Origin of the sequence: Micromonospora sp. L5, assembly GCF_000177655.2 — a bacterium.
GTDB classification, from domain to species: Bacteria; Actinomycetota; Actinomycetes; order Mycobacteriales; family Micromonosporaceae; genus Micromonospora; species Micromonospora aurantiaca.
Map to the genome: position 1 here is coordinate 152,379 of NC_014815.1, position 16,532 is coordinate 168,910.

Consider the following 16,532-nt stretch of genomic DNA (forward strand, 5'->3'; position numbering starts at 1 on the left):
AAAGGGGGCCCTTCCTTTCACGCGAACGGAGTGAGCGTGAGGGGTTGGTGGGGTGGGCACATAGTGGGGCATGAGCGGGAGCTGGGAACGGGAACTGGACTTGGCGGTGCGGGAACTCGACGGCGCGGACACCCTCGCCTTCGGCGGGGTGGGGCTGGCGGGGCAGGTGCTGCCCGCGACCGAGGCGTACCGACGGCTGGAACAGGGGTTGCGGGAGCACCCGGAGGCGGCCCGCAAGCGGGTCGACAGGTTGCTCCGCAAGGGCTCCCCGGCCGGGCGGGCGTACGCGGCGACGCTGCTGGAGGCGGTCGACCCGGCCGCCGGGCGGGCGGCGTGGACGCGGCTGCGCGACGACGACGGCGAGTTCACCACGTTCTCCGGCTGCCTGATGGGCCGGGCCACGCTGGGCGAGTACGCGGCCGACCGGCTCGCCGGCACCGGCCAGTAGCTGAGCCCGTACTCAGCGAACAGGACTTCGTCAGGCGTGCATGCGGTTGTTACCGTTCCCGCCGAGCACGTTGGGGAGGCGGTCGTGAACGGTTCGTTGGCGTACGTGGTGACCACGCTGGGGTGCCTCGTCGGGGTGGCCGGTGTGGTGATCGCCGTGATCGCGCTGCGGAGGTCCCGCTCCGCGTCCGGCCCGAAGACGAAGGCGGCACCGGGCGACCCGTTCCGGGACCGGGACGCGGACGCGCTGCGCGGCGACCCGCGCGCGCTCAAGCCCGGTGACATCGTCGAGATCCGCTCGGTGCCGTACACCGTGCGCGGCTCGGTGCACCTGGTCGAGGGTGGCTGGAGCTGGGCGGAGCACCTGCTCGACGACGCGGGCGGGGTGAAGCGCTGGCTGTCCGTCGAGTCCGACCCGGATCTGGAGCTGGTGCTCTGGACCAGCGAGCCGGGGGCCACCGTGACGCCGGGCGCCCCGACGCTGGAGATCGCCGGCCGCCGCTACAACTGGGACGAGTCGGGCCAGGCCCGGTACACCGCGACCGAGGGCACCGGCCTCGATCCGCACGGCACCATGCGCTACTACGACTACCAGGCGCCCGGCGGCGCACGGCTGTCGTTCGAGGCGTACGGGGAGGCCGGCTGGGAGGTCAACCTCGGTGAGGAGCTACGCCGCGCCGAGGTGATGATCTACCCGCAGGGCGGCTCGGAGACGGTGCGCTGACGTGCTCGTCTGCCTGGACACGCCCTACGTCGACACCAGCGCCGCGGATCTGAGCCTGGCCCTCGGCGGCCCGGAGCTGCCGGCGCTCGCCGTACGCGACATCGACCTGCCCGGGCTGCCCCGGCTGCGGCTGCGCCTGCTCGGCGCCTCCCACCAGGTGGTGCTCGGCGGGCTCACCGAGACGGTCGCCTGCCTGCCCGGCCGCCCGCCGCACCTGCCGGACGCGCTGCACGACGAGACAACCGGCTACCGGTTCCTCGCCACGGTGCTCCGGCCGGACGGCGACGGCCTGCGTACCCGGGTCGCGGCGCTGCGCGCCGAGCTGGCCGGCGACCCGTACGCGCTGATCGGGGTCTTCCCCGGCGACGAGGACGCGGTCACCGCGCTCTCCGTCCGGCCCCGGCCGCCGGACGGCGTGCTCGCCTGGCGTACCTGGCACGTCTACCCCCAGACGAACGAGCTGGTCCTGACCGAGACCGTGGTGGAGGAGCTGTGACGTACCGACGGTGGTTCGTGGTGGGCGTGGCGGTCGCCGTCATCGGCGCGCTCATCGCTGCCTTCACGATCTTCTACGGCAACTTCTCGCCCCGGGGCTACGTGGAGGACAACTTCTCCCGCGCCTCCGGGCGGGACATCGGCTCGAACGCGATCGCGTACACCTCCAGGAAGACGCCGAGCGAGGTGTCCAAGCAGATCACCGACGCCTGGCGGCCGGCCGATCAGTACGTCGACGGCAGCGGCGTCTACCTGCGCTACGACGACGACTCGGTGGTGATCCTCCCGCTCGCCGTCGGCTCGGTGATCCTGCTGGAGAAGATGACCACCGCCTACCCCCGCTACCACACCGTCGTCGGCAACAGCTGGGGCTGGGGCCGAGGCAGCACGGTGCGGGGCGGCGGCCCCGGTTCCGGTAAGTAGCCCCCTTCGCCCCTCACCCTGGAGTCTTCTGTGCAGCATCTCGTCACCGATCTGCTGGTCACCCTCGCGTACGGCGTGGTCGGCGTCGTTCTGATGGCCATCGGTTACGTCCTGGTCGATGTGGCCACCCCGGGCAAGCTTCACGAGCTGATCTGGGTCGAGCGCAACCGCAACGCGGCGCTGTTGCTCTCGTCGAACCTGCTCGGGGTGGGCACGATCGTGGTGGCCGCGATCGTCGCCAGCGACGACGACTTCACGCTGGGGCTGATCGGCGCGGGCGCGTACGGCATTCTCGGCCTGGTGATCATGGCGGCGGCGTTCGTGCTGCTCGACGTGGCCACTCCGGGCAAGCTCGGTGAGCTGCTCGTCGACCCGGAGCCGCACCCGGCGGTGTGGGTCTCCGCCACCGTGCACCTCGCCACCGGTGCGATCATCGCGGCCGCGATCATCTGATGAGCGGAAAGCCCGCACAGCATTCGGCGGGGAAGGACAAGCGCACCCAGACGGTGATCTGGTCCGTGGTCGTGGGGATCGTGGTCGTCGTCTGCGCCATCGGTGTGTTCAGCGGCGACTCGGACACCTCCGTCCCCGCGCCGGCGGCCGACGAGCGGTCCGGCACCGTGCCGATCCTCCGGGCCGCCGCCGACAGCCAGGGCATCTGCTACGGCTGGGAACTGCTCGACGTGTACGACGAGGTGAGCGTCGGCTCCAACCTCGGCGACGGCACCACAGTCGTCGACGCTCCCGGCTGCACGCGCTGGATCGCTGTGTCCGCGAACGTCAGGTACACCTCGTCGAGCAGCGAGTCGGAGGACTCCGCCACGATCCGGATCAAGGGCTCGGACGACATCGAGTTCGCCGACCTCGCCGCGATCGAGACCCGCCTGAGCCGCTTCGGGCTGGACGAGGAGGCATTCGTCGACGACCCGGGCTGGGCCGTCACCCGGGCCGCCACGATCCTGCCGCTGCTCGCCGCCGAGCGCGGGCTCGCCGAGCCGGCCGCCACCCCCACCGCCGGGCCGTCGACCGCGGCCGCACCGCTGCCGGACGCCGGCAACGACTTCTGGCGGGACCGCTGGATCTACGTCCTCAGCTCGCTCGGTCTGTTCCTGTTCGCCGCGCTGTTCCTCGTCGTGGGCGTGCGCCAGCGCCGCAACCACCGGGGACGGGTGCCCGCGCAGCGCGCCGGGGCGGGAGCCGCCGGACGTACCCGGAGCAGACGGTGACAGTCGACGTGGCCGCACGGCCGCGGTGGCGCCTGGCCCGCGCGGCGGTCCTGCTCGCGGTCTTCGTGTGCGCGGCCTGCGGCCTGGTGTACGAGCTGGCGCTGGTCGCGCTCGGCAGCTACCTGATCGGCGACACGGTCGGTCAGGCGTCGATCGTGCTCGGCGTGATGGTCTTCGCGATGGGCGTCGGCGCGCTGGTGGCGAAGCCGTTGCAGTCCCGGGCGGTGGTCTCGTTCGCGGTGATCGAGCTGACGCTGGCGCTGCTCGGGGGCCTGTCCGTGCTCGGCCTCTACGCCGCGTTCGCCTGGCTCGACCTGTACGGTCCGGCGCTCGTCGGCACCGCGTTCGTGCTCGGACTGCTGATCGGCGCGGAGATCCCGCTGCTCATGGTGATGCTGCAACGCATCCGGGAGCAGTCGGCGGGCAGCGCGGTGGCCGACCTGTTCGCCGCCGACTACGTGGGCGCGCTGCTCGGCGGGCTGGCCTTCCCGTTCCTGCTGATCCCGGTCTTCGGCCAGCTCAAGGGCGCGCTCGTGGTGGGCGCGGTGAACGCGGTCGCCGGTGTGGTGCTCGTCTTCACCGTGTTCCGCGCCGAACTCGGCCGCCGGGCGCGGGCCGCGCTGGGCGTGGCCACCGTCGTGGTCGGCCTGCTTCTCGGGTACGCCTGGGTGACCGCCCACGACTTCGAGGTGACCACCCGCCAGCAGCTCTACCGCGACCCGGTGGTGCACGCCGAGCGCAGCCGCTACCAGGAGATCGTGCTGACCCGATCCGTGCGCGAGCCCGGCCACTCCGACACCGACCTGCGGCTGTTCCTCAACGGCGACCTCCAGTTCAGCTCGATCGACGAGTACCGCTACCACGAGGCGCTCGTGCATCCGGCGATGCGGGGGGCGCACGGTGACGTGCTGGTGCTCGGCGCCGGGGACGGGCTGGCCGCACGGGAGATCCTCAAGTACCCGGACGTGCGCTCGGTGACGCTCGTCGACCTCGACCCGGCAGTGGTCGAGCTGGCCCGCCGGGAGCCGCAGCTGCGCGAGCTGAACCGGGAGTCGCTCACCGACCCCCGGGTACGGGTGCTCAACCTGGACGCGTTCGCCTGGCTGCGTACCGCCACGGACCGCTTCGACGTGGTGATCGCCGACCTGCCCGATCCCGACGAGACGGCCACCGCGAAGCTCTACACGATCGAGTTCTACACGCTGATCCGGCCGGTGCTGGCCCCCGGCGGTCGGCTCGTCGTGCAGTCCGGGTCGCCCTACTTCGCACCCCGGTCGTACTGGTCGATCGAGCGGTCGGTGCGCGAGGCGGGCTTCGCCACAGTGCCGTACCACGTCGACGTGCCGAGCTTCGGCGACTGGGGGTTCGTGCTCGCCGCGCCGGGTGACGTCGCGCCGGAACTGGCGCTGCCGGACGATCCGCCGCCGCTGCGTTTCCTCACCCCGGCGGTGCTGGCCGCCGCCGGCACGTTCCCCGCCGACCGGGCCCGGATCGACGTACCGGCCTCCACCCTGTTGCGCCCGAGGGTGCTGGACTACGCCCGCGAGGAGTGGCGCGGCTACTAGGTTTCGGGACATGCCACCCGAATCGTCGTCGCGTCACCGACCGGGGATCGGCTGGCTGGTCCGCCGGCTGCCGACCCGGGCGGTCGAGGCGGCGTCCTACCTCCAGGCGTTCGTGCTCTCCGGCGTGGTCACCGTGCTGGCCGTGCGGGCGTACCTGAAGGCCACCGACTATCCACAGCTCGGCGGCGGCGGGCTGCACATCGCGCACGTCCTCTGGGGCGGCCTGCTGCTCGCCGTCGGCCTGGGCATCCCGCTCGTCTTCCTCGGCGGTGGCGCCCGCAGCGGCGGGGCGGTGATCGGCGGCATCGGGTTCGGGTTGTTCATCGACGAGGTGGGCAAGTTCGTCACCACCGGCACCGACTACTTCTACGCCCCCGCCGCCGCCATCATCTATGTCGCGTTCGCGCTGCTGGTCCTGCTCATCCAGGCGGTACGCGGGCGCACCGGCCGGTCCCGGCTGACCCCGGCCGAGCGCACCGCGAACGCACTGGACATGGTGCTCAGCGGCCTGCCGGGCGGGCTGACCGACCGCCGCCGGATCGCCGTGCTGCGGCTCGTCCAGGGCACCGGACCGGCCACCGAGACGGCGGTGGCGCACCTGCTCGAAGCGGTGCCCCACCGGGAACCGCCGCCGGTGCCGCTCTGGCAGCGGGCGGCGGACCGGGCCCGGCGCCTCGCCGTCTGGGCGGCCGGACGCCGCTGGCTGGTCTGGCCGGTGGTGGTCTACCTGGTGGTGGAGCCGGTGCTCACGGTGGTGGCGGTGTTCCTCGACGGGGTGACCGGGAAACTGGACCAGGAACGGGAGTGGGGCGCGGTGCTCGGCGTCAGCGCCACCGCGTTGATCACCGCCGTGCTCGGTCTGTGGGCCGCCTGGCTGCTGCGCCGCAACCGGGCCGAGGCGTTCCGCCTGTTCAAGCTGGCGCTGCTCGTCGACCTGCTGTTCGGGCAGGTCTTCAACTTCACTGTGAACCAGTTCGGCGCGGTCTCCGCCGTCGCGCTCGATCTCGCGTTGCTCGGCGTGGTCACCGCCGAGCACCGCCGGTTGCGGCGCGCCGCCGAGAGGTAGAGCCGTTTCCGGCGTGCTGAGCTGGTGGAAGATCGCTACGGTGGGCATCTGATCCAGGAAGGGAGAATCATGGTCGATGCTCCGGGCACCCCGCCCCGCACGCGTCCCGGCGTGGTGACGCTCTCCAGTTGGCTGCTCATCCTCGTCGCCGCGATCCAGGTGCTGAACCTGATCGTGGCGCTGACCGTCGTCGGCAAGATCCGCGACGTTCTCACCGACGCGTACGCGGGCACCTCGGCCGAAGGGGCCGGCGACATCGCGTACGCGTTCAGCATCATCACGGCGGTCGTGTCGCTGCTGATCGCGGCCGGGCTCGTCGTCCTCGCGCTGCTGAACAACCGGGGCAAGAACGGCTCCCGGATCACCACCTGGGTGCTGGGCGGCATCCTGTTCTGCTGCACCGGCGGCGGGCTGCTGACCGGTCTCACCGGCGGCATGACGGGCGGCGGCAACACCACCGGTGACGTGCCCAGCTCGGAGGAGATCCAGCGCCGGCTGGAGGACGCGCTGCCGTCCTGGTACACCCCGGTCAACCTGCTGCTGGGTCTGGTCGCGCTGCTCGCCCTGCTGGCCGCGCTGATCCTGCTGGCGCTGCCGAAGGCGAACGAGTTCTTCCGCAAGCCCAAGGCCGGCTGGGAGCCGCCGGTGCCCGGTGGCGCCTACCCGGCGTACCCGTCGCACCCGGGCCAGTCCGGGGATCCGGCGTACCCGTCGTACCCGCCGGCTCCCGGCACCCCGCCGTCGACGCCCGGCGGTCAGCCGCCGTCCGCGCCGGGTGGTCAGCCGCCGTCCGCGCCCGGTGGTCAGCCGGGTGAGCGCCGCGACCCGGAGCCGCCATCCGGAAGTTGACGTCCGGATTGCAGCGACGCCGACGATCCCTCCGAGTAGGTTGCAAGCCGACGCCTACCGGAGGGATCAGTCGTGTCGTACCCCGAACGGGCCGCACCCCGCCGGCCGGGCACGGTCCTCGCCGCGGCGGCGCTGCTGCTGGTGATGGCGGTGGGCGCCGTGGCGTACGCGGTGGTCAACCTGGCCGTCGGCGGCGGCACGGTGGACCGGTTCCGGGACGCGGCAGCCGAGCGGACCGGCGCCAGCGGCGGCGACGTCGACCAGGTGGCCGGTCTGCTGCGCGGCTCCACAGTGCTGGCCGCCGTGCTCGGCGTGCTCGCCGCGCTGCTGCTCGTCGGGCTCGCGCTCGGTCTGCTCGCCGGCCGGTCCGGTGCCCGCACGGCGACCTGGGTGGTCGCCGGCACGGGCCTGCTCTGCGGTTGCTGCGGGCTGGCGGTGCTGGTCGGCCAACGGGCCGCCCCGCTGCGGCTCGGCGCGGACGACCGGATCACCGCCGACCTGCTGGGGCTCGTCGGCGACGCGTACCCGTCGTGGTGGATCCCGGTGAACGCGACGCTGTCGGTGGCGCAGATCCTCGGCTATCTGGTGGTCGCCGCGCTGCTCACGCTGCCGTCGTCCGGCGCGTTCCTGCGCCGCCGTACCGCACCGCTGCGGCTGTCCGGCTACGGCTCGACAGTGTCCGGCGCGGCCGCCCCTGGGCCGACGCCCTGGGGGCCGCCACCCGGCCTGAACCCGCCCCCGTCCGTCCCGCCCGCGACGCCGCCGGGTGGGTTCCCGCCACCTCCCGAGGACAGCCGATGACCGGTGACACCCACCCCTCCCGGCGCCGCGCCCTGGTGACCGGCGCCAGCCTCGGCATCGGCGAGGCGTTCGCCCGCCGGCTGGCCGCGGACGGCTGGGACCTCGTCCTGGTGGCCCGGGACGCCGCCCGGCTCGACGCGCTGGCGGCCGAGCTGACCGGCCGGCACGGCGGTGACGCCGAGACGATCGCGGCCGATCTGTCCACCGAGGACGGCTGCGCGGCGGTCGAGCAGCGGCTGACCGCCGGTACGCCGATCGAGCTGCTCGTCAACAACGCCGGCATCAGTCTGAGCACGTCGTTCGTCCGCTCGTCGGTGGCGGACGAGGCGCGGCTGGTCCGGCTCAACGTGCTCGCCGTGCTGCGTCTGACCCACGCCGCCCTCGGTCCGATGATCGAGAGAGGCCACGGGGCAGTGATAAATGTCTCTTCCGTTGCCGGCTTCGGTGTCCCCATGCCGGGATCCACGTACTCGGCCAGCAAGGCGTGGGTGACGAATTTCAGTGAATCGATCGGCCAGTCCGTCGCACCGCTGGGTGTGCGCGTGATGGCGCTCTGTCCCGGCTACACGCGAACCGGAGTTCACGAACGCGCGGGCATCGACATGTCGCGCCTGCCCGCCTGGGCCTGGCTGCGAGCCGACGATGTGGTCGCCGAAGGGCTCCGTGACCTGTGCAAAGGCAAGTCGGTGAGCGTGCCGGACTGGAAGTACAAGGTGGCGGTGGCCGGGCTGCGGCACGCGCCGAAGCGCCTGCTGCGCGGCTTCCGGCGGGACACCCGGGGTGCGGTCGGCCGGCAGCGCGGCTGACCGGCGGCAGCCCGTACGCGCACCGGCCCGGCGGCCGACCGGGATGGACGGTCGCACAGCGTAGCCGCTCATCGCCACCCGTCGGTCGCCCGCAGGGTTGACCAGGGCAGGCCCGAAACATGGCGCTCAGACTTGCGAAGTACGCTCTTGGGCCATGGGCGACCACGACGACCTGCGCAAATTCATCACTGACCTCGCTGTGGTGCACGGCCGGGTGGTGCTCTCGTCGGGCCGCGAGGCGGACTGGTACGTGGATCTGCGTCGCGTCACGCTCCATCACGAGGCGGCTCCGTTGATCGGCCGGGTCATGCGTGACCTCACCGCCGACTGGGCCTACGACGCGGTCGGTGGGCTGACCCTGGGCGCCGATCCGGTGGCCGCCGCCATGCTGCACGCCTCGGCGGGCACCGGCCACGCGGTCGACGCCTTCGTGGTCCGCAAGGAGGGCAAGGCCCACGGTCTCCAGCGCCGGATCGAGGGGCCGGACGTCTCCGGGCGACGGGTGCTCGCGGTCGAGGACACCTCCACCACCGGTGGAAGTGTGTTGACGGCTGTCGACGCATTGCGTGAGGCAGGGGCCGAGGTGGTGGGTGTGGCGGTTATTGTTGATCGAGGTGCCGGCGACACGGTGCGAGCCGCCGGATTGCCCTATCGGGCGGCCTATACGTTGGCTGACCTCGGCCTTGTGGCGTAAAAGTTTGCCGATTCGGATCTGCTGATATGCAGGCGGATCGATGCTGCTGGTGGAAGGATGGAATACGTGGGAACTGCGTTGGCTGAAATGACCATGCCTCAGATCTCGCCGCTTGCCGGCGAGCCGATCGAACGCGCCGACGCCGAGCGGCTTGCGGGGGTCCTCAAGGCCCTCGCTGACCCCGCCCGGCTGCGGCTGCTCAGCCTGATCCAGTCGGCTCCCGAGGGGGAGGCGTGCGTGTGTGACCTCACCGCGCCGCTCGGCCTCTCGCAGCCGACGGTCAGCCACCACCTGCGAATCCTCACCGAGGCCGGCTTGCTGGAGCGGGAGAAGCGCGGGGTCTGGGCGTACTACCGGCTGGTGCCGTCCGCGATCGCCACGATCGCGGATCTGCTCACCCCGCCGCGGAAGCGGGCCACCAAGAAGGCTCGCTGAAACCTTCGGGCCGACCCGACCGAGGGTCGTCCCGACCGGGTGACCGGTGGCGTGCGAGGGGTGGCGCCATCAGCGCACGGTGACGGCTGTCGTCGTCCGTGTGACCCGGCTGGAGCAGTGCTGTCGAAGGCCGGTCCTCGTCCGAGGGCCGGCCTTCGGCGTCCGTACGTGCTCAGCGGCGGTGCTGACCGCCGTGCCCGTCGCCGTGCCCGGGACGGTGCTCCTCGATGCCCTCCCGGGCCGCCTCCACAGTGCCGGCCACAGTCGCCGCGGTGATGACGGCGACCGCCTCGCCGCGCTTGCGTGCCCGCCGGTCGCGGAGGAACTCGAAGAAGATCGGCAGCACCGAGATCACGATGATCAGCGCGACCACCGGCAGGATGTACCTGTCGATCTTGTCGCCGATGGCGTCGTAGATCTGCCGGGCCAGCAGGTAGCCGATCAGCAGGATGCCGTCCACCCAGAGGACCGCGCCCACCACGTTCCACACGAAGAACTGGCGGGCCGGCATGCCGAGCACCCCGGCCACCGGGTTGAGGAACGTCCGCACGATCGGGATGAACCGGGCCAGCACCACGGCCTTCGCCGGGCCGAACTTCTGGAAGTAGTACTCCGCCTTCTCCACGTACTCCCGCTTGAACAGACGGGAGTTGGGCTTCTCGAACATGCGCCGGCCGTACCGGGCGCCGAGCCAGTGCCCGAGCTGGGCGCCGGCGATGGCGCAGAGCGGACCGCCGATCATCAGCCCGGCCAGGGACAGGCGGGTGCCGTCGCCGAAGATGGCGTCGGCCACCGGAGAGGCGGCCACCCCGGCCAGGAACAGCAGCGAGTCGCCCGGGAAGAAGAAGCCGACGAGCAGCCCGGTCTCGGCGAAGAGGATCACCCAGACGCCGATCATGCCGAAGGTGTGGATGAGGTCCTTCGGATCGAGCGGGTTCAGCGCCACGCTCTCGGAGAACATCCGGGTCTTCTCTGCTGTGTCCACGGCCACACAGGGTACCCCGGCCCGGTCCGGCATTTCGGCCGGACCGGGCGTCCTCGTCAGAGGCGGGGGTCGACCGGCTCGGACTCGCAGGCGAGGATCGCGAACACCAGCTCGTGGCGGCGCCAGAGCGGGGCGTCCTCGGCCAGCGCGTCCAGGGCGGCCAGGCCCAGTCCGTGCTCGCGCAGGGCGAGCCCGCGCTTGCGACCCAGCGAACGGCGGCGCAACGCGGCGAGCTGCCCCGCCTCGGTGTACCCGGGACCGTAGATGATCCGCAGGTACTCCCGCCCCCGGCACTTGATCCCCGGCTGGAGCAACGAGCCCTTCGGCGAACGGGCGGCCAGGCCCGCGTACGGCTTGACCACCATGCCCTCGCCACCGGCCGCGGTGAGCGCCAGCCACCACTCGGTGGCGTCGGCCACCGCCGACTCGTCGGCCAGGTCCACCACCCGCCGCCGGGTCGGCGTGAAGAACTCCGGGTCGGCGGCGCAGAGCCGGTCGGCCAGCGCCAGGTGCCAGCCGTGGTCGCGGTCGGCGTAGCTCACCCCGGCCCCGGCCAGCACCGCGAACGGCGCCAGCGTCACCCCGCGCAGCCCGTCGGTCGGCCGGACGTACGCCCGGTAGGCAGCCGAGTAGGCGGTGATCTCGGCGGCCCGCCCGGCCATCCGGTCGCGCAGCCCCGCCACCGGCATCCCGCGCCCGGCGGCGGTGTCCAGCGCGGCGAGCACCGCCGGCAACGCGGCCCGCCCGGCCGCGCCGACCCCGGCGTACTGCTCGCGGATCAGCCCGCTCGCCTTCGCCGACCAGGGCAGCAGCTCGGCGTCGAGCAGCAGCCAGTCGGTGTCCAGCTCGGCCCAGAGGCCGGCGCCGGTGACCGCGTCGCGCACCCGGGTCAGCAGCTCGCCGTCGAGCGGCGGATCGAAGAACGGCCTCGCGGTACGGGTGTGCACCACCCCGCCGCCGAAACGGCCCGGCTCCCGCTCCACGAGCACCACCGCTCGCGAGCCCATGTGCTTCTCCTCGCAGACCACCCGCTCGACGCCCGCCGCGCGGTAGTCGGCGAACGCCTCGGCCGGGTGCTCCAGGAACCCGTCCACTGCCGACGTGGAGCAGGGCGCCATGGTCGGCGGCAGCCACACCAGCCGGCCCGGGTCGACCGCGAACCGGCTCATCACCTCCAGCGCGGCGGCGGCGTTCTCGGCCGGCACGGTCAGCGACCCGTACGCGTGGGTGAGGTGCCGTCGCCCGGTCACGTCGGCCAGGTCCAGCACGGTGTCCGGCCGCGACGGCGTGACCGGGACCAGCGGACGTGCCGGGGCGTACCACTCCTTCACCGCCGGGACCGCCACCAGCTCCTTCTCCGGGTAGCGCAGCGCGGTGAGCTGCCCGCCGAACACGCAACCGGTGTCCAGGCAGATGGTGTTGTTCACCCACTCCGGCTCGGGCGTCGGCGTGTGCCCGTACACGACCATCGCCGAGCCGCGGTAGTCCCGCGCCCACGGGTAGCGCACCGGCAGGCCGTACTCGTCGGTCTCGCCTGTGGTCTCGCCGTAGAGCGCGAACGACCGCACCCGGCCGGACGCCCGCCCGTGGTACGCCTCCTTCAGCCCGGCGTGCGCCACCACGAGCCGGCCGCCGTCGAGCACGTAGTGGCTGACCAGGCCGTCGATGAACGTCTCCACCCCGGCGACGAACTCCGGCGGCTCGGCGGCGAGCTGCTCCATCGTCTCGGCCAGGCCGTGGGTGAGCCGGACGTCCCGGCCGCGCAGCTTGCGCAGCAGCTTCTGCTCGTGGTTGCCCGGCACGCAGATCGCGTGCCCGGCCGCCACCATGCCCATCACCAGGCGGAGCACGCCGGGCGAGTCCGGGCCGCGGTCCACCAGGTCACCGACGAACACCGCGGTACGCCCCGACGGGTGCGCCGCGTCCACCGGGCGGCCCGCGTCGTCGTGCCGCAGCACGTAGCCGAGCCGGGACAGCAGCGCCTCCAGCTCGGTACGGCAGCCGTGCACGTCCCCGACCACGTCGAACGGGCCGGTCAGCTCGCGCCGGTCGTTGAACAGCTTCTCGTAGCGGATCTCCGCGGCGTCGATCTCGTCCACCCCGCGCAGCACGTGCACCTTGCGGAAGCCCTCGCGGGCCAGCCGCCCGTACGACTGCCGCAGGTCGCGGCGCATCCGGTTGAGCACCTGGCGGCCGTGCGTCCGGTCGGCGCGCGCCTCCGTACGCTCCCAGGCCACCGCCTCCGGCACGTCCAGCACGATCGCCACCGGCAGCACGTCGTGCTCCCGGGCCACCCGGATCAGCCCGGCGCGGGCGTGCGGCTGGAGGTTCGTCGCGTCGACCACAGTCAGCAGTCCCCGCCGCAGCCGGATGGCGGCGACGTGGTGCAGCGCGTCGAACGCGTCGGCGGACGCGGACTGGTCGTTCTCGTCGTCGGCCACCAGGCCGCGGAACGTGTCCGAGGAGAGCACCTGGCTGGGCGCGAAGTGCCGCCGGGCGAACGTCGACTTGCCGGAGCCGGAGACGCCGACGAGCGCCACCAGTGCCAGCTCGGGGATGTCCAGGACGGTCATCGGTTCGTCGCCTCCTTCCGGTCGTTGCTGGTGTTCTCGTTGCGGTCATCCCGCGTCAGCACCGCGATCTGGGTCGGCGTGCCCACCTCCGGGTCCTCGTCGCCGACGCCGCCGAGCACCGCCGTGTAGCCGTGCGCCGCCGCCACCCGGTCCACCCAGGCGGCGAACTCGGCCCGGGTCCACTCGAACCTGTGGTCCGCGTGCCGGAACCGGCCCGGCGCGAGCCCCTCGTAGCGCACGTTGTACTCGACGTTCGGGGTGGTCACCACCACCGTGCCCGGCCGGGCGTGACCGAACACCGCGTCCTCCAGCGCAGGCAGGCGCGGCGGGTCGAGGTGCTCGACGACCTCCATCAGCACCGCCGCGTCGTACCCCCGGAGCCGGTCGTCCCGGTAGGTGAGCGCGGACTGCCACAGCCGGATCCGGTCCCGCTGCCGCTCCGGAAGCCGGTCCAGGCGCAGCCGCCGGGCGGCCAGGCCGAGCGACCGGTCCGACACGTCGACGCCCACCACCTCGGTGAACCGCCGGTCGGCGACGAGCGCGGTGAGCAGCGCACCGCCACCGCAGCCCAGGTCCAGCACCCGGCTCGCGCCGCTGTCCCGCAGCGCGGCGAGCACCGCCTCCCGTCGCCGTACCGCCAGGGAGGCCCGGCGGACGTCCTCCGCCGTCCCGGCCCCGCCGCCCGACGACTCGGCCGGCTCTCCGGTCGACGGCTCGATGCTGTCGTCGGCGGGCGGCTCGTCGGCGAGCCGCAACTCGGTCAGCCGGGCCATCGCCTCACCCGCGAGCGCCCGGCGGTGCGCCAGATAGCGGCGCGTGATCAGGCCCCGCTCCGGATGACCGGCCAGCCAGCCGGCGCCGGCCCGCAGCAGCTTGTCCACCTCGTCCGGCGCCACCCAGTAGTGCTTGGCGTCGTCGAGCACCGGCAGCAGCACGTACAGGTGGTTGAGGGCGTCCGCGAGCCGCAGCGTGCCGGTCAGCGTCAGGTCGACGTAGCGGCTGTCACCCCACTCCGGGTACGTCTCGTCGAGCGGGATCGGGGTGGCAGTCACGGTCCAGCCCAGCGGGGCGAAGATCCGTACCGCCAGCTCGGCACCGCCACGGCAGCGCAGCACCGGCACCCGTACGGTCAGCGGGATCGCGCTCGCCGCCAGCTCGGGACGGTCGCGCGACTCGCCCCGCAGGGCGGAGCGGAACACCTTCGACAGCGCCGACGAGAGCAGGCTGGAGGCGGCGTACGGGCGGTCGTTGACGTACTGCCCGAGCGCGAAGCCCTCCGGCGCCCGGTTCCGGCGGCCGCCGCCCAGCTTGAGCGGATCGACCTCGACCAGCAGCGCCGCGGTGCAGCGCGCCTCGTCCGCCTCCGGGTAGAACACATGCGCGGCACCGGCGGGCAGGTCGAAGCTCTGCACGCGGTCCGGATGCTTCACCAGGAGGTGTCCGAGGTCGGTCGCCGGGCGGTGGGTCGTGGTCAGGGTCAGCAGCACCCATCGATGATCTCGTGATCGCCCGGTTCCTGTCGTGGGGGTTTCCGGGGAGGCCGAATCCCGCCGCAATGTTCCGGCTGCCCGGGACCGTCCATGAAACGGGACACCGGGAGGTGCAGTGACGTACGAGGAGTTCGCCGACGCGCGGTTGGGCGCCCTGCTGCGGTACGCGGTCATGCTGACCGGGGATCCGCACCAGGCCCAGGACCTCGTGCAGGAGACCATGGTCCGGGTCCAGCTCAACTGGCGGCGGGTGGCCCGCACCGACGCCCCGGAGCGGTACGTGCGCCGGATGCTCACCAACCAGTTCATCGACTGGCGGCGCGGATCGTGGGCGCGGCGGGTGCTGCTGCGCGGCGAGGCGGACGAGTCGGTGCCCGCGCCGACCGACCACGCCCAGTCCGCCGTGGACCGGGACCAGGTCCGGTCCTGGCTGTCCCGGTTGCCCCGGCGGCAGCGGGCCGCGCTGGTGCTGCGCTACTACGAGGACCTGCCGGACGGGGAGATCGCCGAGATCCTCGGCTGCGCCGTCGGCACGGTCCGGTCCAGCATCTCGCGCGCGCTGGCCACCCTCCGAGCCGAACTCGTGGAGGTCTGCTGATGATCGAGGACGAGCTGCGGGCCGCGTTCGCCCGCCTCGAGGAGTCGACCCCGCCCGTCGGCCCGGTCCGGGCCGCCGTCGACCGGGCGGTGATCAGTCGCCGTCGGCGCCGTCGGCGCGTACGCCTGGCCGGGACCGCGCTGGCGGTCGCCGCCGTCGCGCTTGTCGGTTTCACAGCTATGGCGCCCCGGCCGCCGGCGCCGACGGCGGCGCCCGCGCCCCCCACGCCGGTGCCGGAGCCCGGCGGAGCGCTGAACCTGCTGCTGCTCGGCGTCGACCAGTCGGTCGGCAGCCGGCGCGCCGACTCGGTGCTGCTGGTGCACCTGCCGGCCGACCGGAGCCGGCTCCACCTCGTGTCGTTCCCGCGTGACCTGCTGGTGCCGGTACCGCCGCAGGGCGGGACGGAGAAGCTCAATGCGACGTTCTCCCGCGCCGCCGGTTCGGGCACCGACCTGGCCGCCGGCTACCGGGCGACCCGCCAGGCGGTCGCCCGGCTGACCGGGGTACGCGTCGACGCCGGCGCGGTGCTCACGTACCCGGGGGCGCGTGAGCTGACCGACGCGGTCGGCGGCGTGCCGGTCTGCCTGCCGGCGCCGGTGCGTTCGGTGCACACCGAACGGCGTTTCCCGGCCGGTTGCCAGCGGCTCGACGGCGCGGCGGCGGTGGACCTGCTGCGGCAGCGGTACGGCCTGCGCGACGGCGGGCTGGACCGGGACCGCAACGCGGCCCGCTACGCCGCCGGTCTGCTCCGCCAGCTCCGGGAGCAGGGCACGGCGACCGATCCGGCGCAACTCGGCCGGCTGCTCCTGCGGATCGGACCGGCCGTCACGGCCGACACCGGCGACCTGTCGCTTCCGGCGCTGGTGGCCGCGGCCGGCCGAACCTCCGCGGCCGAGCCGGTCGCGCTCGCCTTCCCGGTACGCGACGAGTGGAACGGTCGCGGGTACGAGCCGGACCCGGAACTCGCCCCCGGGTTCCTGGAGGCGTTGCGCGCGGACCGGCTGGCGCAGTGGGCCGCAGAACACCCGGGTCAGGTCACCGCCCTGCGGTGACCGGGCGCCGGGTCAGCGGTAGTCGTCCTCGTCGGCGGCGACGACGCGGGCCTGCTCCATGGCGTCCCAGTCGTCGACCTCCATGCCCCGGTGCGGCTCGCCGTCTGTCTCGTCGGTCACAGTGGTGGCCTGCTCCACCGCGTCGGCCGGCTCGGCCTCCAGATCCCGCTCCTCCGGGGCGAGGTGGTCACTGGGGGCGAAGTCCTCGTCGGGCTGACCCATCGTCCCTCCCTGTTCTCCGTGCGGGCATCGTCCCCACCACCGTACGGGCTGCTCCGGGCCGCCGCTGGGTGGCGGGCGGAA

Annotated in this window: 19 protein-coding genes; 15 read left to right on the forward strand and 4 right to left on the reverse strand. The window is 73.1% G+C overall.

Going from position 1 to position 16,532, the window contains the following annotated elements:
* Nucleotides 1–70: 70 nt before the first annotated feature.
* From ML5_RS00770 to ML5_RS00830, 13 genes are all read left to right on the forward strand, one after another.
* Nucleotides 71–448 (forward strand): hypothetical protein, encoded by a 378-nt coding sequence (locus ML5_RS00770; RefSeq protein ID WP_013473410.1) that lies wholly within the window; start codon nucleotides 71–73, stop codon nucleotides 446–448.
* An 84-nt stretch (nucleotides 449–532) separates the two neighbouring features.
* Nucleotides 533–1,171: a DUF4178 domain-containing protein gene (locus ML5_RS00775; protein ID WP_013473411.1), complete on the forward strand. Its 639-nt coding sequence runs from the start codon at nucleotides 533–535 to the stop codon at nucleotides 1,169–1,171.
* 1 nt (nucleotide 1,172) lies between these two features.
* Nucleotides 1,173–1,667 (forward strand): DUF2617 family protein, encoded by a 495-nt coding sequence (locus tag ML5_RS00780; protein WP_013473412.1) that lies wholly within the window; start codon nucleotides 1,173–1,175, stop codon nucleotides 1,665–1,667.
* Complete coding sequence (locus ML5_RS00785) at nucleotides 1,664–2,089, forward strand: DUF4247 domain-containing protein (protein ID WP_013473413.1); 426 nt, start codon at nucleotides 1,664–1,666, stop codon at nucleotides 2,087–2,089. The genes ML5_RS00780 and ML5_RS00785 overlap by 4 nt, the downstream gene beginning before the upstream one ends.
* A gap of 30 nt (nucleotides 2,090–2,119) precedes the next feature.
* Nucleotides 2,120–2,542: a DUF350 domain-containing protein gene (locus ML5_RS00790; RefSeq protein WP_013473414.1), complete on the forward strand. Its 423-nt coding sequence runs from the start codon at nucleotides 2,120–2,122 to the stop codon at nucleotides 2,540–2,542.
* Complete coding sequence (locus ML5_RS00795) at nucleotides 2,542–3,315, forward strand: hypothetical protein (protein WP_013473415.1); 774 nt, start codon at nucleotides 2,542–2,544, stop codon at nucleotides 3,313–3,315. The genes ML5_RS00790 and ML5_RS00795 overlap by 1 nt, the downstream gene beginning before the upstream one ends.
* Entirely contained in the window at nucleotides 3,312–4,880 is a 1,569-nt protein-coding gene (locus ML5_RS00800) for a polyamine aminopropyltransferase (protein WP_013473416.1), read from the forward strand. Before ML5_RS00795 ends, ML5_RS00800 begins: the two co-directional genes overlap by 4 nt.
* A 67-nt stretch (nucleotides 4,881–4,947) precedes the next feature.
* A complete protein-coding gene (locus tag ML5_RS00805) occupies nucleotides 4,948–5,946 on the forward strand; it encodes a hypothetical protein (protein ID WP_041784385.1) in 999 nt (332 codons plus the stop codon).
* Nucleotides 5,947–6,015: 69 nt separating this feature from the next.
* The gene (locus ML5_RS00810; protein WP_013283384.1) at nucleotides 6,016–6,795 is read left to right on the forward strand and encodes a hypothetical protein; all 780 of its coding nucleotides are present in this window, start codon (nucleotides 6,016–6,018) and stop codon (nucleotides 6,793–6,795) included.
* A gap of 72 nt (nucleotides 6,796–6,867) precedes the next feature.
* Nucleotides 6,868–7,596, forward strand: coding sequence for a hypothetical protein (locus ML5_RS00815; RefSeq protein ID WP_013473417.1), 729 nt, complete (start codon nucleotides 6,868–6,870; stop codon nucleotides 7,594–7,596).
* Nucleotides 7,593–8,402 (forward strand): SDR family oxidoreductase, encoded by an 810-nt coding sequence (locus ML5_RS00820; protein WP_013473418.1) that lies wholly within the window; start codon nucleotides 7,593–7,595, stop codon nucleotides 8,400–8,402. Before ML5_RS00815 ends, ML5_RS00820 begins: the two co-directional genes overlap by 4 nt.
* Before the next feature lie 154 nt (nucleotides 8,403–8,556).
* Nucleotides 8,557–9,096, forward strand: a complete 540-nt coding sequence (gene pyrE, locus ML5_RS00825; protein ID WP_013283387.1) for an orotate phosphoribosyltransferase — start codon at nucleotides 8,557–8,559, stop codon at nucleotides 9,094–9,096.
* A 57-nt stretch (nucleotides 9,097–9,153) separates the two neighbouring features.
* Nucleotides 9,154–9,531, forward strand: coding sequence for a helix-turn-helix transcriptional regulator (locus ML5_RS00830; protein WP_007454255.1), 378 nt, complete (start codon nucleotides 9,154–9,156; stop codon nucleotides 9,529–9,531).
* A gap of 172 nt (nucleotides 9,532–9,703) precedes the next feature.
* Here the strand turns inward: ML5_RS00830 and ML5_RS00835 are convergent, their stop codons facing one another.
* The 3 genes from ML5_RS00835 to ML5_RS00845 form a co-directional block, all read right to left on the reverse strand.
* On the reverse strand, nucleotides 9,704–10,492 hold the full coding sequence (locus ML5_RS00835) for a DedA family protein (RefSeq protein ID WP_369752208.1): 789 nt from the start codon (nucleotides 10,490–10,492) through the stop codon (nucleotides 9,704–9,706).
* Between the two features lie 80 nt (nucleotides 10,493–10,572).
* Nucleotides 10,573–13,089, reverse strand: coding sequence for a polynucleotide kinase-phosphatase (locus ML5_RS00840; RefSeq protein WP_013473419.1), 2,517 nt, complete (start codon nucleotides 13,087–13,089; stop codon nucleotides 10,573–10,575).
* Nucleotides 13,086–14,576, reverse strand: a complete 1,491-nt coding sequence (locus tag ML5_RS00845; RefSeq protein ID WP_013473420.1) for a 3' terminal RNA ribose 2'-O-methyltransferase Hen1 — start codon at nucleotides 14,574–14,576, stop codon at nucleotides 13,086–13,088. Before ML5_RS00845 ends, ML5_RS00840 begins: the two co-directional genes overlap by 4 nt.
* A 118-nt stretch (nucleotides 14,577–14,694) precedes the next feature.
* Between ML5_RS00845 and ML5_RS00850 the strand changes: the two genes are divergently transcribed.
* Together ML5_RS00850 and ML5_RS00855 are read left to right on the forward strand one after the other, a co-directional pair.
* Nucleotides 14,695–15,177: a SigE family RNA polymerase sigma factor gene (locus ML5_RS00850; protein ID WP_013473421.1), complete on the forward strand. Its 483-nt coding sequence runs from the start codon at nucleotides 14,695–14,697 to the stop codon at nucleotides 15,175–15,177.
* Nucleotides 15,177–16,229 (forward strand): LCP family protein, encoded by a 1,053-nt coding sequence (locus ML5_RS00855; protein ID WP_013473422.1) that lies wholly within the window; start codon nucleotides 15,177–15,179, stop codon nucleotides 16,227–16,229. The genes ML5_RS00850 and ML5_RS00855 overlap by 1 nt, the downstream gene beginning before the upstream one ends.
* Before the next feature lie 12 nt (nucleotides 16,230–16,241).
* On the opposite strand, the gene ML5_RS00860 is transcribed toward ML5_RS00855, so the two are convergent.
* Nucleotides 16,242–16,451: a hypothetical protein gene (locus ML5_RS00860; protein ID WP_013283392.1), complete on the reverse strand. Its 210-nt coding sequence runs from the start codon at nucleotides 16,449–16,451 to the stop codon at nucleotides 16,242–16,244.
* Nucleotides 16,452–16,532 lie beyond the last annotated feature (81 nt).

What these genes read in the sequence shown, in the direction of transcription:
- ML5_RS00770 (WP_013473410.1), top strand. Translation starts at nt 71, where the DNA reads ATGAGCGGGAGCTGGGAACGGGAACTGGACTTGGCGGTGCGGGAACTC.
- ML5_RS00795 (WP_013473415.1), top strand. Translation starts at nt 2,542, where the DNA reads ATGAGCGGAAAGCCCGCACAGCATTCGGCGGGGAAGGACAAGCGCACC.
- ML5_RS00810 (WP_013283384.1), top strand. Translation starts at nt 6,016, where the DNA reads ATGGTCGATGCTCCGGGCACCCCGCCCCGCACGCGTCCCGGCGTGGTG.
- ML5_RS00820 (WP_013473418.1), top strand. Translation starts at nt 7,593, where the DNA reads ATGACCGGTGACACCCACCCCTCCCGGCGCCGCGCCCTGGTGACCGGC.
- pyrE (WP_013283387.1), top strand. Translation starts at nt 8,557, where the DNA reads ATGGGCGACCACGACGACCTGCGCAAATTCATCACTGACCTCGCTGTG.
- ML5_RS00830 (WP_007454255.1), top strand. Translation starts at nt 9,154, where the DNA reads ATGGAATACGTGGGAACTGCGTTGGCTGAAATGACCATGCCTCAGATC.
- ML5_RS00835 (WP_369752208.1), bottom strand. Translation starts at nt 10,492, where the DNA reads ATGTTCTCCGAGAGCGTGGCGCTGAACCCGCTCGATCCGAAGGACCTC.
- ML5_RS00840 (WP_013473419.1), bottom strand. Translation starts at nt 13,089, where the DNA reads ATGACCGTCCTGGACATCCCCGAGCTGGCACTGGTGGCGCTCGTCGGC.
- ML5_RS00855 (WP_013473422.1), top strand. Translation starts at nt 15,177, where the DNA reads ATGATCGAGGACGAGCTGCGGGCCGCGTTCGCCCGCCTCGAGGAGTCG.
- ML5_RS00860 (WP_013283392.1), bottom strand. Translation starts at nt 16,451, where the DNA reads ATGGGTCAGCCCGACGAGGACTTCGCCCCCAGTGACCACCTCGCCCCG.